The organism is Actinoplanes derwentensis (genome assembly GCF_900104725.1).
Taxonomy (GTDB): domain Bacteria; phylum Actinomycetota; class Actinomycetes; order Mycobacteriales; family Micromonosporaceae; genus Actinoplanes; species Actinoplanes derwentensis.
In genome coordinates, this window is the sequence record NZ_LT629758.1 from 3414025 (window position 1) to 3429245 (window position 15221).

The window sequence follows — 15221 nt, forward strand, 5'->3', positions numbered from 1 at the left end:
GTCACTGTTGCAGCGGCAGGCTCAGGGTGAAAATGCTGCCGCCCGGCTGTCCGGGCTGGTAGCCGACGGTGCCGTCGTTGGCTTCGGCGAGCCCTCGGACGATGTAGAGGCCGAGTCCGTGGCCCTGGATCGACGGGTCGTTGGCGGTGTCCCGGGTGAACCTGTCGAACAGGGTGGGCCGCAGGTGCGGTGCGATGCCGGGACCGTTGTCGTGGACGGCGATGAGCGCGCGGTCGTCCCGGCGGCCGGCGGTGATCGCGGTGACTCCACCGGCGTACTTGGCGGCGTTGGTGCAGAAGTTGGTGACGATCTGCTGCAGGTGGCTGGGGTGCACCAGGACAACCAGGTCGGCGGGGCAGTCGACCGGGACGTCGAGGTCCAGCCCGGTCAGGGCGTCGGCGAGGGCCGCGGCCAACGGCACCGGTTCCGGCTCGGCCTGGAGCCGGTCGGCGTCGATGGTGCACATGGTCAGGATCTCGGCGCGCAGCTGGTTGAGCCGATGTGCGGACCGGGCGATGACGTCGAGTGGTTTGCGCTGTCCGGGGCTGAGGTGGACGGTGTCGGCGAGCAGTACGTCGGCGTACCCGGCAATGGTGTTGAGGGGTGTGCCGATCTCGTGCGAGAGCATGCCCATCAGGTCGAGTTTGAGCGCGTTCGCGGCGGCGAGCCGGCTGTTGGTGTCCTGTAGTTCGTCGTTGCGGACGCCGAGCAGGGTGGCGGCGGCGTCGCGGTCGCGTTCGGCGGCCAGCCGCGCGGTGACGTCCTGGATGACGGCGATGAAGCTGACCGGCTGGCCGTCGGTGTCGCGGACCAGGGACATGCCCATCTCCACGTCGACGATGTGCCCGGCGGTGTGTAGTAGTCGCAGGTAGCGGCCGGTGGGCAGGTCTTCGCTGAACATGTAGGCGGCGGTGCGGTCGTTCTCGGCCCGGTCGTCGGGGTGGGTGACCTCGTCGAGAGTGCGGCCTTCCAGGTCGGTGACCGTCCGGCCGAGGATCTCGGCGAAGGCCGGGTTGACCTGTTGCAGCCGCCCGTCCAGAGAGAGGGCCGCCTGCCCGACGGTGACCAGGGAGAACTGGGTGCGCAGCCGCTTCTCACTGTCGGCGAGTTGGCGTTCGGCCTGTTTGCGGGCGGTGACGTCGACGTTCACCTCGAGGTAGGCGATCGGCTGGCCGTCGTCGTCGTACTGCACGGCCTGGTGCGACAGCACGACGATGCGGGTGCCGTCGCTGCGCAGGTGGTCGAGTTCGCCGGACCATTCGCCGCGTTCGGCGAGCATCTGTTCGACGGTCTGCGGGGTGTCCGGGAACCGGGTGTCGAGGAGCCGGTGGATGGTGCGACCGGCGACGGCGGCGGCGTTCCAGCCGTAGACGTGTTCGGCGCCCCGGTTCCAGTGGACGATCCGGCCGTCGAGGGTGCGCACGATCACCGCGGTCGGTGCCAGGTCGAGGAGTTCGGCCTGCTGGCGCAGCCGGGCGTTGTCGTGGTGGCGGTCGGTGACGTCGCTGCACACGCCGTCGACGTAGAGCACGCCGTTCTCCCGGCGCGGCTGTCCGCGGGTCCATACCCAGCGGGTCACGCCGTCGCCGCCGATCAACCGGCAGGCGACCTGGGCGGGGACGCCGGTGGTCAGGGTGTCCCGGAAGTCGATGAAGACGTCCCGGTCGTCCGGGTGGATCATGGCGGCCATGGCGCGGCCGAGGTCGCCGCCGGACGGGGCGGGGCCGCCGAAGATACCGGTGTTGCCGGGGCTGGCGTAGACGAGGCGGACGGCGTTGTCGGAGGTGATCCGGACGGTCCACAGGAAGTCGCTGAGGTTGGCGACGATCTGGTCGAAGTGCCGCCGGGCGCGGCTGAGTTCGAGTTCCAGGTCGACGGCGCGGCGCCGGTGCACGTATTGGCCGATGTGTGCGGCGACCGAGTCGAGGGCGGCCATCAGGTCGGGTTCGGGGTCGACGATGCGCCGGTCGAAGATCGCGAGCACGCCGACGACGTCGGGGCCGTTGCGGACCGGGACAGCTACGACGGTGGTCAGGCCGGATGCTTTGGCCGCGGGCGCCCGGGGCGTGTCGGAGGTGGCCAGGTCGGTGGTCCAGCGGGCGGCCCGGGACTGGAAGACCGCGTCGACCACGCCGCAGCCCCGGCCGTACTCCCGGGTGTTGCGCATCGGCGCTGTCGACTTGCTGTCGCGGGACCAGTCGGCCACCCGGACCAGTTGATCGTCGCCGTCCGGGTCCAGGTGCCAGTATTCGACGTACGGCCAGACCAGCCCTTCGCCGACCCGGGCCACCACGGCCTCGGCGGCGTGTTCGGCGGTCTCGGCGGCGGCCAGGGCTCCGGACACCGCGTATTCGAGGCGGCGCAGTTGTTCCCGGCGCCGGACCAGGCTGATGTCGCGGACGAAGGCGTAGGTGGTGGGGACGCCGTTCTGGGTGCGGACGGCGGCGGAGATCTCGATCGGGAAGCGGCGGCCCTGCCGGTGGGCGCCGAGGAACTCGCGATGGGTCCAGTTGGCCCGGCCATTCAGTGCGGAGATCCAGTGGAGGAAGACGTCCCGCTGTTCCGGGGCGATGATCATCTCGACGGCCGGTTGCCCGGTGGTCTCGGCGGCACTGCGCCCGAAGATCCGTTCGGCCGCGGTGTTCCAGCAGGTGATCACGCCGCGGGAGTCGATCTGGACGAAGGCGTCGCCGGTCCCGTCGACCATCCACCGCACGTCACTCTGGCCGCGTTCGGTCTCGTCGGCGGCCATCCGCCGGGCCACCTCGGAGCCGGCGGCGGTGGCCAGCGCGGTCAGGGTCGCCAGGTCGGATTCCTGCCAGGAGCGCGGTGCGGTGCCGTAGACGCAGAGCGTCCCGACGACGTGGCCGCTCGGCGACCGGACCGGCACACCCAGGTAGGCGACGGCCTGGTAGGCGGCGACGGCCGGATTGTGCCGCAGCACCGGATGTTCCCGGGCGTCCCCGACGACCAGTGGTGCACCGGTCGCCACCACGTACTGGCAGTAGGAATGCGACCGTGGCACCTGCCGTTGCGCGGGGCCGACCGCCGGGCCGCTGAGGCTGACCCGGCTCTGCCGGTCCTCCTCCACCAGGTTGACCAGCGCCACGTGCCCGCCGATCAGGCGCATGGCGAGCCCGGTGATCTCGTCCAGCACGGGTGACGGCGCGCCACCGATCAGTCCGGTCGCCGCCACCGCGTCGAGCCGGGCCGGGTCGCGGACCACGTCGTGGTCCGGGTTCGTCGAGACAGCTGTGGTAGTCATCACCGCATCCGGTCGGCACCCTTCGCCCGGAATTGAGGCGGTTCACGGGTGCACAATGGGTTCATGGAAGATCGGATCGTGGTCATCGGTGGGCATGGCAAAGTGGCGCGGCTGTTGTTGCCGCTGTTGACCGGCGCGGGGCACCAGGTGACCGCCGTCATCCGCAATCCCGATCATGCCACCGCGGTCGGCGCGACCGGCGCGATTCCGCTGGTCACCGACGTGGAGCACCTCGGCACCGGCGCGCTGGCCGGTCATCTCGCCGGCCATGACGCGGTCATCTGGTCGGCCGGTGCGGGCGGCGGCGACCCGGCCCGGACCTTCGCGGTGGACCGGGACGCGGCGATCCGCTCCATGGAGGCGGCGGCCGAGGCCGGCGTGCGCCGCTATCTGATGGTCTCCTACTTCGGTGCCGGTCCCGACCACGGGGTTCCCGAGGACAACCCCTTCTTCCCGTACGCGGCAGCGAAGTCCGCAGCCGACCAGCACCTGACGGGCACCGCCCTGGCCTGGACGGTCCTCGGCCCGAGCCGCCTCACCGACGGCCCCGCCACCGGCTTGATCGAGACCGACACCCAGGGCGCTGTCCCCGGTGAGGTGCCCCGGGCCGACGTCGCCGCGGTCACGCTCGCGGCCCTGCACGACCCGTCGACGATCGGCCGCACGATCCGTTTCAACACCGGCACCACCCCGATCGCGAAGGCCCTGGCCGCGCGGCCCTGACGGGCCGTCCGGCCCTGCCGTCCGGGATCGTCGCGGGCCTACGCTGCGGACATGCAAGACCTTTCGCTGGTACGACGGTCAGTGGCCGAGTTCCTGGGTACCGCGCTGCTGCTGGTGGCGGTCGTCGGGACCAGCGCCACCGCGTCGTCGGTGTCCCCGGCCGACGCGGGCCTGCGCCTGCTGGAGAATTCGAGCGCGGTGGCCCTCGCCCTGGCCTCGATCATCTACACATTCGGCCCGGTGTCCCGCGCCCACTTCAACCCAGTCGTGTCGGTCGCCGACTGGTTCCTGGGTCGCCGCACCGGCACCGGCCTGACCACCGCCGAACTGGGCGGCTATCTGACGGCCCAGGTGCTCGGCGCGCTTGCTGGAACGGTCCTGGGCAACCTGATGTCCGGCCTGCCCGCGGCCACCGTCTCGGCCACCGCCCGGACAGGCTCCCACCTGCTGCTCAGCGAAACGGTGGCCACCGCCGGCCTGCTGGTCCTGATCGCCGCCCTGGTCCGCACCGGCCGAGGCGCGTCCGGCCCCGCCGCGATCGGCGCCTACGTCGGCGCGGCCTGCTGGTTCACCTCCTCGTCCGGCTTCGTCAACCCGGCAGTGACCCTGGGCCGGGCCCTGACCGGAACCGAGGCCGGGATAGCCGTCGGCTCGGTCCCGGCCTTCCTGCTGGCCCAGGCCGCCGGACTGGCTGTGGCGTGCGCGCTGATCCCGCTGCTCTACCCGGCGCCGGCCCGCTCGGTGCTCCGGTCCCTGCCCATCGAGGTGGCTGGCCGGGACAGCGGGTCAGTCCGGGGCGGCGGGCTCCGGCGGGGTGGCGTCGGCGGGGGTCTCGGTGCGGGTCAGGTTCTCGCCGGTGCGGGGGTCGAACAGGTGCATGCGGCGGGTGTCGGCCCAGAACTCGGCGTCCTGGTCCTCGCGCAGGCGGCTGGTCGCGTCGATCGAGACGATCAGCTGGGTGCGCAGGGCTTCGCTGTCGAGTTCGGCGGCCAGGTCGGCGAGTTGCCGGGTGATCTCCTGGTCGGCCTCGAACGGGATGTAGGCGTACTGCGAGTCGCCGAGCCATTCGGTGACGTCGACCCGGGCCCGGAACACCACTCCGGTAGCCTTCTTCGCCGGGTCGACCAGGGCGGCGTCCTCGAAGTGGTCGGGCCGCAGCCCGGCGATCAGCAGTTGCCCGTCGGTGACCTTTCCGGCGGCCGCGGACGGGACGGCGACCTCCAGGAACGGCAGTTTCAGCCGGTCCCCGGAGACGGCCGCGGGCAGGAAGTTCATCGGCGGCGATCCGATGAACCCGGCGACGAACATGTTGACCGGCTGTTCGTAGAGTTCCCGCGGTGACGCGACCTGTTGCAGGAGACCCCGGCGGAGTACGGCCACCCGGTCCCCGAGGGTCATCGCCTCGGTCTGGTCGTGCGTGACGTAGACCGTGGTGGTGCCGAGCCGGCGTTGCATGCGGGAGATCTCGGTGCGCATCTGGCCGCGTAGCTTGGCGTCCAGGTTCGACAGTGGTTCGTCGAACAGGAACGCGTTGACCGCCCGTACGATCGCCCGGCCCATCGCCACCCGCTGCCGCTGCCCGCCGGAGAGGTTGGCGGGTTTGCGGTCCAGGTGTTCGTTGAGTTCGAGCATGGCGGCGGCGTCGTGGACGCGGGTGCGGATCTCGTCCTCGGTGACGCCTTTCTGCAGGCGCAGCGGGAAGGCGATGTTCTCGAAGACGGTCAGGTGCGGGTAGAGCGCGTAGTTCTGGAAGACCATCGACAGCCGGCGGTCGCGGGGTTCCTTGTCGTTGACACGTTCGCCGCCGATCACCATGTCCCCAGAGGTGATGTCCTCCAGCCCGACGATCATGCGGAGCAGGGTGGACTTGCCACAGCCGGACGGCCCGACCAGGATCATGAACTCGCCGTCGGCGATGTCGAGGCTCACGTCGTTGACGGCTTTGAAACCGTCGCCGTACTCCTTGACGATGTTGCGCATCTCGATGGCTGCCATAACGGAGTCCTTTCAGCCCTTGACGGCGCCGTTGGTGAGCCCGGCCACGATCTTGCGTTGGAACAGCAGCACGAGGATGACGACCGGGATCGTGACGACCACGGCGGCGGCCGCGATGGGTGCGGTCGGCTGCGAGAACTGCGACGAACCCTGGAAGAAGGCGAGTGCCGCGGGCACCGGCCGGGCCGCCTCACTGGAGGTGAGGGTGATGCCGAAGACGAAGTCGTTCCAGACCGCGAAGAACGTCAGGATCGCGGCGGTGAACACCCCCGGGGTGGCCAGCGGCACGATCACCCGGCGGAACGCCTGCCAGGCGGTGGCCCCGTCGACCTGGGCGGCCTGTTCCATCTCCCACGGGATCTCGCGGAAGAACGCGGACAGCACGTAGACCGCCAGCGGCAGCGAGTAGGACAGGTACGGGATGATCAGGCCGAGCCAGGTGTCGTAGAGGCCGATGGTCCGCCACAGGTTGAACAGCGGGGTGGCGATCGCGATGACCGGGAAGACGGTGATGGCCAGTGCCACGCCGAGCACCAGTTTCTTGCCGGGGAAGTTCAACCGCGAGATGGCGTACGCCGCCAGGGTGGCCAGCACGACCGAGATGGTCGTGGCGATCAGCGACATGCCGACGGAGTTGCGCAGTGCCGTGGTGAACAGGTCGGACGCGAAGACGGTCCGGTAGTTCTCCCAGCTCCACACGGTCGGCAGGAACGAGTTGTTGCTGATGTCGTCGCCCTCCTTGAACGACAGCGACACGATCCACAGCACCGGGACGATCGCGTACGCGATGATCAGCAGTGCTCCGGCGATCCAGTAGACCTGTGTCCGGCGGCCAGCCGTCATCACCGCTCACCCCTCTGCTGCGACAGGTCGGTCTTGAAGACCTTCACGAACAACACCGCGATGAGTACGACCAGGATCGCCAGGATGACACTGACCGCCGAGCCGAGACCGACCATCACCCGGCTGATCGTCTGCCGGTAGGCCAGGAACGACAGTGTCTCGGTGCCCTGCGCGCCGGCGGTCATGATGAACACGCTGTCGAAGATCCGGAACGCGTCGAGGGTCCGGAACAGCAGCGCCACCATGATCGCGGCTTTCATGTTCGGCAGGATCACCCGTTTCACCCGCTGCCACGCGCGGGCGCCGTCGACCTTCGCCGCTTCCAGGTAGTCGTCGGGGATCTGCGCCAGCCCGGCGAGCAGTAGCAGGGACATGAACGGCGTGGTCTTCCAGATCTCCGCGACGCAGACGGTGAACAGGGCCGACCAGGTGCTGCCGAACCAGTCGAAGTCGCCGAGTGAGAACAGACCGTTGACGAAGCCGTAGGTGTCGCTGAACGCGTAGGCCCAGGCGTACGCGGAGACCACGGTGATGATCCCGTACGGCACCAGGATCGCCGTGCGCAGCGCCGTGCGCAGGTAGAGCGCCCGGTGCATGACCATGGCCAGCCCGAACCCGAGGACCAGTTCGACGCTGACGGTGACCACGGTGACCAGCGAGGTGACCCCGAACTGGGTCCAGAACAGGCCGTCGCTCAGGATCATCGCGTAGTTGCCGAGCCCGGTGAACTCGCGGTCGCCGGGGTCGGTGAGGCGGTAGTCGAACAGCGACAGCCAGACGGCGTTCAGGATCGGATAGCCGGTGACCGCGACCATCGCGATGAACGCCGGACCGGCCAGCAGCCAGCCCAGGTTGCGTTCGCGGCGGGCGCGGTCGGTCAACCGGGCCCGGACGGTTGTGCGCACGGCCGCCCCCTAGATCAGTCGCTGGTTGGACAGGACGGCTTCGAGCAGCTCGTTGGCCTCTCGTGGGGTGGTGCCCGGGTCGAGGGAACCGGGCGGGTGGAAGGCGGTCTGGACACTTCCGGTGACGTCGCCGTAGTAGGGGCTGACCGGCCGGGGTGTGGCCGCGTCGAGGCCGGTGCGGATCTGGTCGGCCATCGGGAACAGCTCGCGGATCTCCGGGTCGTCGAAGACCCTGCCGAGCGCGGCCGGGTTGCCCGCGGTCGTCATGAACTCCTTCTGGCTCTGTTCGGACGCCAGGCAGCGGATGGCTTCGACGGCCAGGTCCGGCTTACCGCTGAACGCGCTGATCGACAGGCCGAGCCCACCGGACGGGGACGCCGCCTCGGTTCCGGCCCGGACCCGGGGGTACGCGGCCCAGCCCACGTCGTCCTTGAAGTTCGCCGGGAGGGTGCCCTCCTCGATGGCCGAGTCGAAGGCCGCCCACACGTACGGCCAGTTGACCATGAAGCCGCCGTCCTCGGCCTGGAACGCGGACCGGGAGTCCTCCTCACCGGACGTGCTGAGCCCGGCGGGTGCGGCCGGAGACACCGCGAGGTCGTGCATGATCCGGGCGGCCTCCGCGCCGGCGTCCGTGTTCAGCCCGCCTTTGACCTGGCCGGAGGGCAGGTTCTCGGAGCCCGGCTGGAGGATCGAGCCGCCGGCCGAGGCGACCAGCGCGTTGACCCAGACCATCAGGCTCTCGTTGCGGCGGCCCTGGGCCGCCACCGTCACTCCGGCCCGGGTCGCGCCCTGGATCAGTTGGTCCCAGGTGACCGGTCCGGCCGACGGGTCGACACCGGCCTCGGCCAGGACCGACTTGCGGTACCAGAGCAGTTGCGTGTTGCCGTACAGCGGCGCCGCCCAGAGGACGTCGCGGAACGTCGACTGTTCGAGCGGGCCGTCGAGGACTCCGGCGGAGAACTCCTGCCGTTCCGGGGCGGTGAACGCGCGCAGGAACCCGGCGTTGGCGAACTCGGCCATGAACGGCGGGTCGACACTGACGATGTCCATCGACCGGTCCTCGGCGGCCAGCCGGCGCAACAACTGTTCCCGGCCACCGGCGGCGGTGTTCGGCAGCCGCTGGATGTCGAAGGTGTACGCCCCGCCGGATTCGGCCGCGCAGCGGGTTGCCACGTCCTCTTGGGCGGCGTCGGCGATGTAGTACGTCAGCGAGTTCGCGCCACCGTCCGCCGCACAACCGGTGAGGACCGAGGCGAACAGGATCAGGACGGTGCCTGTCGCGCCCCGGCGTGGTCTCCCGTCAAGCACAGTGCCATCCCTTCGACAAGGAAGGTGCATCTGAAATCGCTTGTCGAACTCAGCCTCTTTGTGATCTGCGTCTCACGTCAAGAGTCACAATGCACGTACTTTGCGTGATCGGAAACGCGCGGTACCCCCGCATCACAGGGATGCGGGGGTACCGGACGCTGGAATCAGGGCAGGTTGATCGGGCGCAGGACCCGGTCGATGCCGTGGGCGATCTGACGGTTGCCCTTGTTGAGATCGAAGCGGTTCACGCGCGGGTTGCGGTCGCTGCGGTCGGCGTCGATGAGCTGGATCCGCTTGTGCCAGCGGCCGTAGACGTCCACCTTGATCGGCGTACCGGCGGCGGTCTTCAGTTTGGCGCCGTCGGACTTGAACGCCGTCTTGCGGTTGATCGTGCTGCCCGGCACGACGTGGTAGAGCAGCACCGCCTCGACGGTGTTGATGCCGAGCCCGGCGACCGCGGTGAACGCCTTCTTCTCGCCGGGCAGCCGCTTGGTCTTCTGGATGTCGGCGACCAGCAGCTGGAATGCCCGGTCGTTGGGCAGGAACGCGGTGACCCGCGTCTTGCCGTCGGTGAGCACCTTGACCGGGCTGGCCGGTTTGGCCTTCAGCACGGCCAGCACCGCGGCGGTCAGGATGTCGTAGTCGTGGCCGTTGTGGTCGAAGCCGCTCTTGTCGGCGGTCAGTACCGCGGCCAGCGACTTGGTCTTGAGCGGCTTGGCGTGTGCCGAAGCCGGTGCGGCGGTCAGGGCGGAGGCGACGAGCGCGGCGGTCGCCACGGCGGTGACCCGGGTGATCCTCATGTCGTGCGTCCTTTCGGGACGGGGTGGCGGCCTCGGTGCCGCCACCCCGTACTTCGCCGCCACCCGGCGCCGTGGATGCAGTCAGCTGGTGAGAATTCCGCGCAGCAGGCTGTGACCCGAGTGGGTGGCGTCGCCGTCGTAGGCCTCGTCGCTGACGTCGACCAGGCGGAACCGGTTCAGGTCGGTCCCCGGCGGCACCGGCAGCACCACCTCGGTGCCGGCGGTGAGGTTGCCCAGCGCGATCATCTTGGTGAGGTCGTCCGGGTCGATCAGCCACACCTGCCGGAAACCGGTGGTCAGCGGCAGGTTCCGGACGTCGATCCGCAGCTCGCCGCCGCGCACCACCCGGGCGTCACCGCCGGCCGCGGCCGGAACCGTCGGCAGTGGGCTGAGGGTCGCCCGCGCGGTCACCTGTTCGGCCGGGGGCCGACCGGCGAACCGGATCACCACCGCCGTCCCGGCCACCGCGACGACCGCGGCGGCCGCGGCGGCCGCTGCCGCGATCGTGGGCATCAGCCAGCGCGGCCGGGCACGCCGGGGCCGGTCGCGCCGTTCGCCGAGATCGACGGGCGGAGCCGGGGTGATGCCGGCTTCGATCGCCTGCCAGATCCGTTCCGGCGGTGCGGGCAGATCGTGCAGGCCGTGGGTCTCGGCACCGAGTTCGGCGACGTCCCGCAAGGTGTCGAGTTCGAGCCGGCAGCCGGCACAATGCCGCAGGTGATCGGCTTCGACCGAGTCCTCATGTTCTTCAGAGAGCGCGAGTAGGACCAGCCGATCGGGTTCCAAATGCTGCACCGTCCACCTCCCAGCGCCGTCGCAGGTTAGCCATGCCCCGCCGGATATGGCTCTTGACCGTACCGAGCGGCAGTCCGGTGGCCGCCGCTATCTGCGGATGGGTGAGGTCGTCGAAGAATGCCATCTCCAGGGTGCGCCGCTGGTCCTCGGGCAGCCGGCCGAGTTCGTCGGCGACGATCAGCCGGTCCACGATCCGCTCCGGCGTCTCGGTGTCGTCGCCGGGCGCCGGCTGTTCCCGGACCGTGTCGGACACCCGTTCGGCACGCGCCGTCGACCGGATCCGGTCGACGGCCTTGCGCCGGGCGATCCCCAGCAGCCAGCTCGCCAGTGAGCCACGCCGCGGGTCGAAGGAATCCCGGCCGGTCCACGCCGCCACGAACGTGACCTGGGTGACGTCCTCGGCGTCGGCCCGGTTGCCGAGCAGCCGTTGGGCGAGGTAGAGCACCGCGGCACCGTGCCGGTCGTACGCCGTGCGCAATGCCTTCTCGTCCCCGGCCCGTAACCGCTCGGCGAGTTCGTCGTCAGAACTCATCGACCCTCCTTCCTTCTCAGGGCATCTCGGTATTCGTCGCGGGACCCCGCCGTGGATGCACCACGCAGGTCACGATCACCGATCATCCGGGGTGTTCAGCCGAGCCGCTCCGCGAGCCACCGGAGCTGGGCGCGGCTGTGGAAGGCGTCGCCGTGTTCGTGACCGTTGAACGGGTAGACCTCCAGCGAACGCGACGGGCGGGCCAGGCGTGACACGCCATAGTGGTTGTAAGCGGCGAATCCGGTGCTCGGCGGGCAGACCGTGTCCCGTAAGCCGATGCCGAAGTGGGCGGGTGCGGTGGCGCGGCGGGCGAAGTGAACGCCGTCGAAGTAGCTGAGGGTGGTCCAGACGGCCGGGCCCTGGTCCCGGTGAACGGACAGATAGTCGGTGATCTCCCCGTACGGCGCGTTGTCGGTCAGGTCGACGGCCCGCCGGATGTGACACAGGAACGGCGCCGACACCAGGACCGCCGTCAGATCCGGGACCAGGCCGGCGACAGCCAGGGCCAGCCCGCCGCCCTGGCTGTTGCCGGCCACCGCGACGCGTGCCGGGTCGGCGCCGGGCAGGGTCCGGGACGCGGCGACGGCACGGACGGCGTCGGTGATGAGCCGACGGTAGTAGTAGTCGTACGGCGAAAGGATACCCCGGGTGATCCCGGCGCCCGCCGGATCCGGGGTGTCGCCGCCGCAGCCGTAGCGATCGCCCTGTCCCCGGTTGTCCATCAGCAGGTGAGCGTACCCGGCCGAGACCCAGGTCAGGCGTTCGTGCGGCAGTCCGCGGCCGCGTCCGTAACCGGCGAACTCGACGACGGCGGGCAGTGGCTCGTCGATCTCGGCGGGACGCGAGTACCAGGCCCGGATCGGCTGGCCGCCGAAACCGGCGAACGTGACGTCCCAGCAATCGATCCACCGCAGATCGTTCTCCACGGGCTGGACGTCCAGGAGCGCGGGCGCGGGCGGCGCGGCGAGGGTCGACTTCCAGAAGGTGTCGAAGTCGTCCGGTTCACCGACCACCGGCACGTAGCGTTCCAGCTGGTCGAGCGGCAGATCGAAAGCGGCCATGGCGGGACCTCACAGAGCAGGCGATCGGTGCGGGCGATCAGTGCGGTGGAGCGGTGCTCTCGCGGACGATCAGTTCGGTGACCAGGTCGACACGGGTCATCGGGACGGGCACGCCGCGTGCCAGGTCGAGCAGCATCCGGACGGCGGTGCCGGCCATCTCTCGCACGTGCTGGTCGACGGTGGTGAGCGGGGTCGCCGACCAGGCGGTCATCTCCACGTTGTCGTAGCCGACGACGGACAGGTCGGCGGGCACCTGCAACCCGAGCTTGCGGGCGGCCCGGATGACACCCATGGCCTGCATGTCGGAACCGGCGAACACCGCGGTCGGCCGGTCGGCCACGCCGAGCAGGTCGAGTCCGTGCTGGTAGCCGGTCTCGCCGGTGAAGTGCCCGTACCGCACGAGCGCCGGGTCGGCGGGGAGGCCGTGCTCGTCGTGGGCGGAACGGTAACCGGCGACGCGGGCCCGGCTGCACAGCACGTCGGCCGGGCCGGAGACGACGGCGATCCGGCGGTGGCCGAGGTCGAGCAGGTGGCGGGTGGCGAGCAGACCGCCGTTGAAGTTGTTGGAACCGACGGTCGGTACCGAGGCTGCGGTGGCGCTGTCGGTGTCCAGGACCACGAACGGGATCCGCTGCCGGTGCAGTTGCCGCTGCTGGGACTCGGTGGGGTGGCAGAGCACCAGGAGCACACCGAGCGGGTTGCGGGCCAGCACGTCGTCGGCCCAGTGCCGGGGTGGCCGGTGGCTGCCGTCGAGCTGGGAGATCAGCAGTTCGACGCGGGCGGCGGTGGTGACCGCTTCGACACCGCGGATGACCTCCATCGCCCAGGCGGAGTCGAACTCGTGGAACACCAGGTCGATGTGGCCGGTGACGGCGGGTGGGCGGCGGCTGCGCCGGCGGTATCCGTGTGCCTGCAGGCTCGCCTCGACGCGGGCCCGGGTCTGGGCGGCGACGTCGGAGCGGCCGTTGAGGACCTTGGACACGGTCGTCACCGAGACGCCGACCTCACCCGCGATGACGGCGATGGTCGTGCGGGGTTCAGTCATCGAAACATCACGCACCACCATCGGTAGTTGCGAGCCGAATTTCGCTGCACCATACCGGCCATCCATCGACGTAGTCCACTGCTGATCACCATCAGAACAGCGCGTTGATGTGCCTTGACACATCCTCGTAACAGACTTACGTTCGCCGCCAGACATACCGATCGTTCGATGAAACTTTCGGATGAGGTGGCATGAAACATCTGCGCCGGGATTGGCAGCTGTACTCGCTCGCCGTACTCCCGCTGTTGTTCCTGGTGATCTTCCGGTATCTCCCGATGCTCGGGAACGTCATCGCTTTCCGGCGGTACGAACCCGGCGGTGCCCTGTTCGGGGAGTACTGGGTGGGCCTTCGGTATTTCCGGATGTTCCTCGGCGACCCGACGTTCTGGCAGGTCTTCACCAACACGATCGTGATGGGCGGTCTGACGCTGCTGTTCTGTTTCCCGCTGCCGATCGTGCTCGCGCTGCTGCTCAACGAGGTGCGCACGCGCTGGCTGAAAGGTTTCGTGCAGACGATCTCTTACCTGCCGCACTTCCTGTCGATCGTGGTGATCGCCGGCCTGATCCTGCAGACGGTCTCGATCGACGGCGTGATCAACCAGGGCTTGCGGGCGTTCGGGCAGGATCCGGTCGGCTTCATCCAGGATCCGGCCTGGTTCCGGACGCTCTACGTGTCGTCGGAGGTGTGGCAGACCGCCGGCTGGGGCACCATCCTCTACCTCGCGGCGCTCACCACCGTCGACGCCGACCTGTACGACCAGGCCAAGGTCGACGGCGCGAACCGCTGGCGGCAGACCTGGCACGTGACGCTGCCCGGCATCCGCCCCACGATGATCACGCTGCTGATCCTCAACATCGGGACGTTCCTGGCCGTCGGTTTCGAGAAGATCCTGCTGCTCTACAACCCGCTGACGTACGAGACCGCGGACGTCGTCTCGACCTATCTCTACCGGGTCGGCATCGTCTCCGGCAGCTTCAGTTACGCCGCCGCGATCGGCCTGTTCGAGTCGCTGATCGGGCTGGCGCTGGTGCTCGGCGCGAACACCCTGTCCCGTCGCGTGGCCGGAACCAGCCTGTGGTGACGGTGACCCGGGGATACCGGGTCTTCCAAGCCGTGAACGCGGTCGTGCTGGCCACCGTGGTGCTGGTGACGCTGTTTCCGTTCGTGAACATCGTGGCCCGTTCGTTCAGCGGCGAGCAGGAGATCAGATCCGGTCAGGTGACGTTCTGGCCGAAAGGCTTCAACCTGACCACGTACGAACGGGTCATGTCCGACGCCCTGTTCTGGACCAACTACCGCAACACCGTGGTCTACACGGTCGTCGCCACGGTCATCGCCCTGTTCCTGACCACCTGTTACGCCTACGTCCTCTCGAAGAGGAATCTTCGGCTGAGGGGCCTTCTCGTCGGCATCGCGGTCTTCACCATGTTCTTCAACGGCGGCCTGATCCCCAACTATGTGCTGATCAGCGCCCTCGGCCTGCGCAACACGCTGTGGGCGATCGTGCTGCCGAACGCGATAAGCGTCTTCAACCTGCTCGTGATGAAGGCGTTCTTCGAAAGCCTGCCGACCGAGTTGGAGGAGGCGGCTGCGGTCGACGGCTGCGGCACCTACGGCACCCTGCTGCGGATCGTGCTGCCGCTGTCGAAGGCGGTGCTGGCCACGATGCTGCTGTTCTACGCGGTGGCGTTCTGGAACTCGTGGTTCGCCGGCTTCCTCTACATGGACCGGCAGGAACTGTTCCCGGTCACGGTCTACCTGCGCAACCTCATCGCCGGTGCCACCTCCGGCACCGACAACACCGCGTCCAGCGAGGCGGCACTACAGATCGCGGCCAGTATCCAGGCGGTCACGATCGTCCTCACCATGCTGCCGATCATGCTCGTCTACCCGTTCATCCAGCGGTTCTTCGTCTCCGGCGTCATGCTCGGCGCCGTCAAAGGTTAGG

General features: G+C 69.2%; 13 protein-coding genes and 1 pseudogene. 4 read left to right on the forward strand and 10 right to left on the reverse strand.

The window, feature by feature from the left end:
* Position 1 precedes the first annotated feature (1 nt).
* On the reverse strand, positions 2-3265 hold the full coding sequence (locus tag BLU81_RS14990) for a PAS domain S-box protein (protein WP_092545233.1): 3264 nt from the start codon (positions 3263-3265) through the stop codon (positions 2-4).
* 63 nt (positions 3266-3328) lie between these two features.
* On the opposite strand from BLU81_RS14990, the gene BLU81_RS14995 reads away from it, so the two are divergent.
* Positions 3329-3988 (forward strand): SDR family oxidoreductase, encoded by a 660-nt coding sequence (locus BLU81_RS14995; protein ID WP_092545234.1) that lies wholly within the window; start codon positions 3329-3331, stop codon positions 3986-3988.
* Between the two features lie 51 nt (positions 3989-4039).
* Positions 4040-4492 (forward strand): annotated as a pseudogene (locus tag BLU81_RS15000) (aquaporin); the annotation flags it as partial.
* Positions 4493-4774: 282 nt separating this feature from the next.
* Here BLU81_RS15000 and BLU81_RS15005 read toward each other — a convergent pair.
* The 9 genes from BLU81_RS15005 to BLU81_RS15045 form a co-directional block, all read right to left on the reverse strand.
* Positions 4775-5983, reverse strand: coding sequence for an ABC transporter ATP-binding protein (locus tag BLU81_RS15005; protein ID WP_092545235.1), 1209 nt, complete (start codon positions 5981-5983; stop codon positions 4775-4777).
* 12 nt (positions 5984-5995) lie between these two features.
* Complete coding sequence (locus BLU81_RS15010) at positions 5996-6826, reverse strand: carbohydrate ABC transporter permease (protein ID WP_092545236.1); 831 nt, start codon at positions 6824-6826, stop codon at positions 5996-5998.
* Entirely contained in the window at positions 6826-7731 is a 906-nt protein-coding gene (locus BLU81_RS15015) for a carbohydrate ABC transporter permease (protein ID WP_231954547.1), read from the reverse strand. The genes BLU81_RS15010 and BLU81_RS15015 overlap by 1 nt, the downstream gene beginning before the upstream one ends.
* Positions 7732-7740: 9 nt before the next feature.
* On the reverse strand, positions 7741-9039 hold the full coding sequence (locus BLU81_RS15020) for an extracellular solute-binding protein (protein ID WP_157751583.1): 1299 nt from the start codon (positions 9037-9039) through the stop codon (positions 7741-7743).
* 164 nt (positions 9040-9203) lie between these two features.
* Positions 9204-9839, reverse strand: a complete 636-nt coding sequence (locus BLU81_RS15025; RefSeq protein ID WP_092545238.1) for a fasciclin domain-containing protein — start codon at positions 9837-9839, stop codon at positions 9204-9206.
* 81 nt (positions 9840-9920) lie between these two features.
* Positions 9921-10634, reverse strand: coding sequence for an anti-sigma factor (locus tag BLU81_RS15030; protein ID WP_092545239.1), 714 nt, complete (start codon positions 10632-10634; stop codon positions 9921-9923).
* The gene (locus BLU81_RS15035) at positions 10588-11166 is read right to left on the reverse strand and encodes an RNA polymerase sigma factor (protein WP_092545240.1); all 579 of its coding nucleotides are present in this window, start codon (positions 11164-11166) and stop codon (positions 10588-10590) included. Before BLU81_RS15035 ends, BLU81_RS15030 begins: the two co-directional genes overlap by 47 nt.
* 95 nt (positions 11167-11261) lie before the next feature.
* Positions 11262-12227, reverse strand: coding sequence for an acetylxylan esterase (locus BLU81_RS15040; RefSeq protein ID WP_092545241.1), 966 nt, complete (start codon positions 12225-12227; stop codon positions 11262-11264).
* 37 nt (positions 12228-12264) lie between these two features.
* Positions 12265-13272, reverse strand: a complete 1008-nt coding sequence (locus tag BLU81_RS15045) for a LacI family DNA-binding transcriptional regulator (protein WP_231954548.1) — start codon at positions 13270-13272, stop codon at positions 12265-12267.
* A 191-nt stretch (positions 13273-13463) separates the two neighbouring features.
* On the opposite strand from BLU81_RS15045, the gene BLU81_RS15050 reads away from it, so the two are divergent.
* Together BLU81_RS15050 and BLU81_RS15055 are read left to right on the forward strand one after the other, a co-directional pair.
* The gene (locus BLU81_RS15050) at positions 13464-14354 is read left to right on the forward strand and encodes an ABC transporter permease (protein ID WP_092545243.1); all 891 of its coding nucleotides are present in this window, start codon (positions 13464-13466) and stop codon (positions 14352-14354) included.
* The gene (locus tag BLU81_RS15055) at positions 14351-15220 is read left to right on the forward strand and encodes a carbohydrate ABC transporter permease (RefSeq protein ID WP_231954549.1); all 870 of its coding nucleotides are present in this window, start codon (positions 14351-14353) and stop codon (positions 15218-15220) included. Before BLU81_RS15050 ends, BLU81_RS15055 begins: the two co-directional genes overlap by 4 nt.
* Position 15221 lies beyond the last annotated feature (1 nt).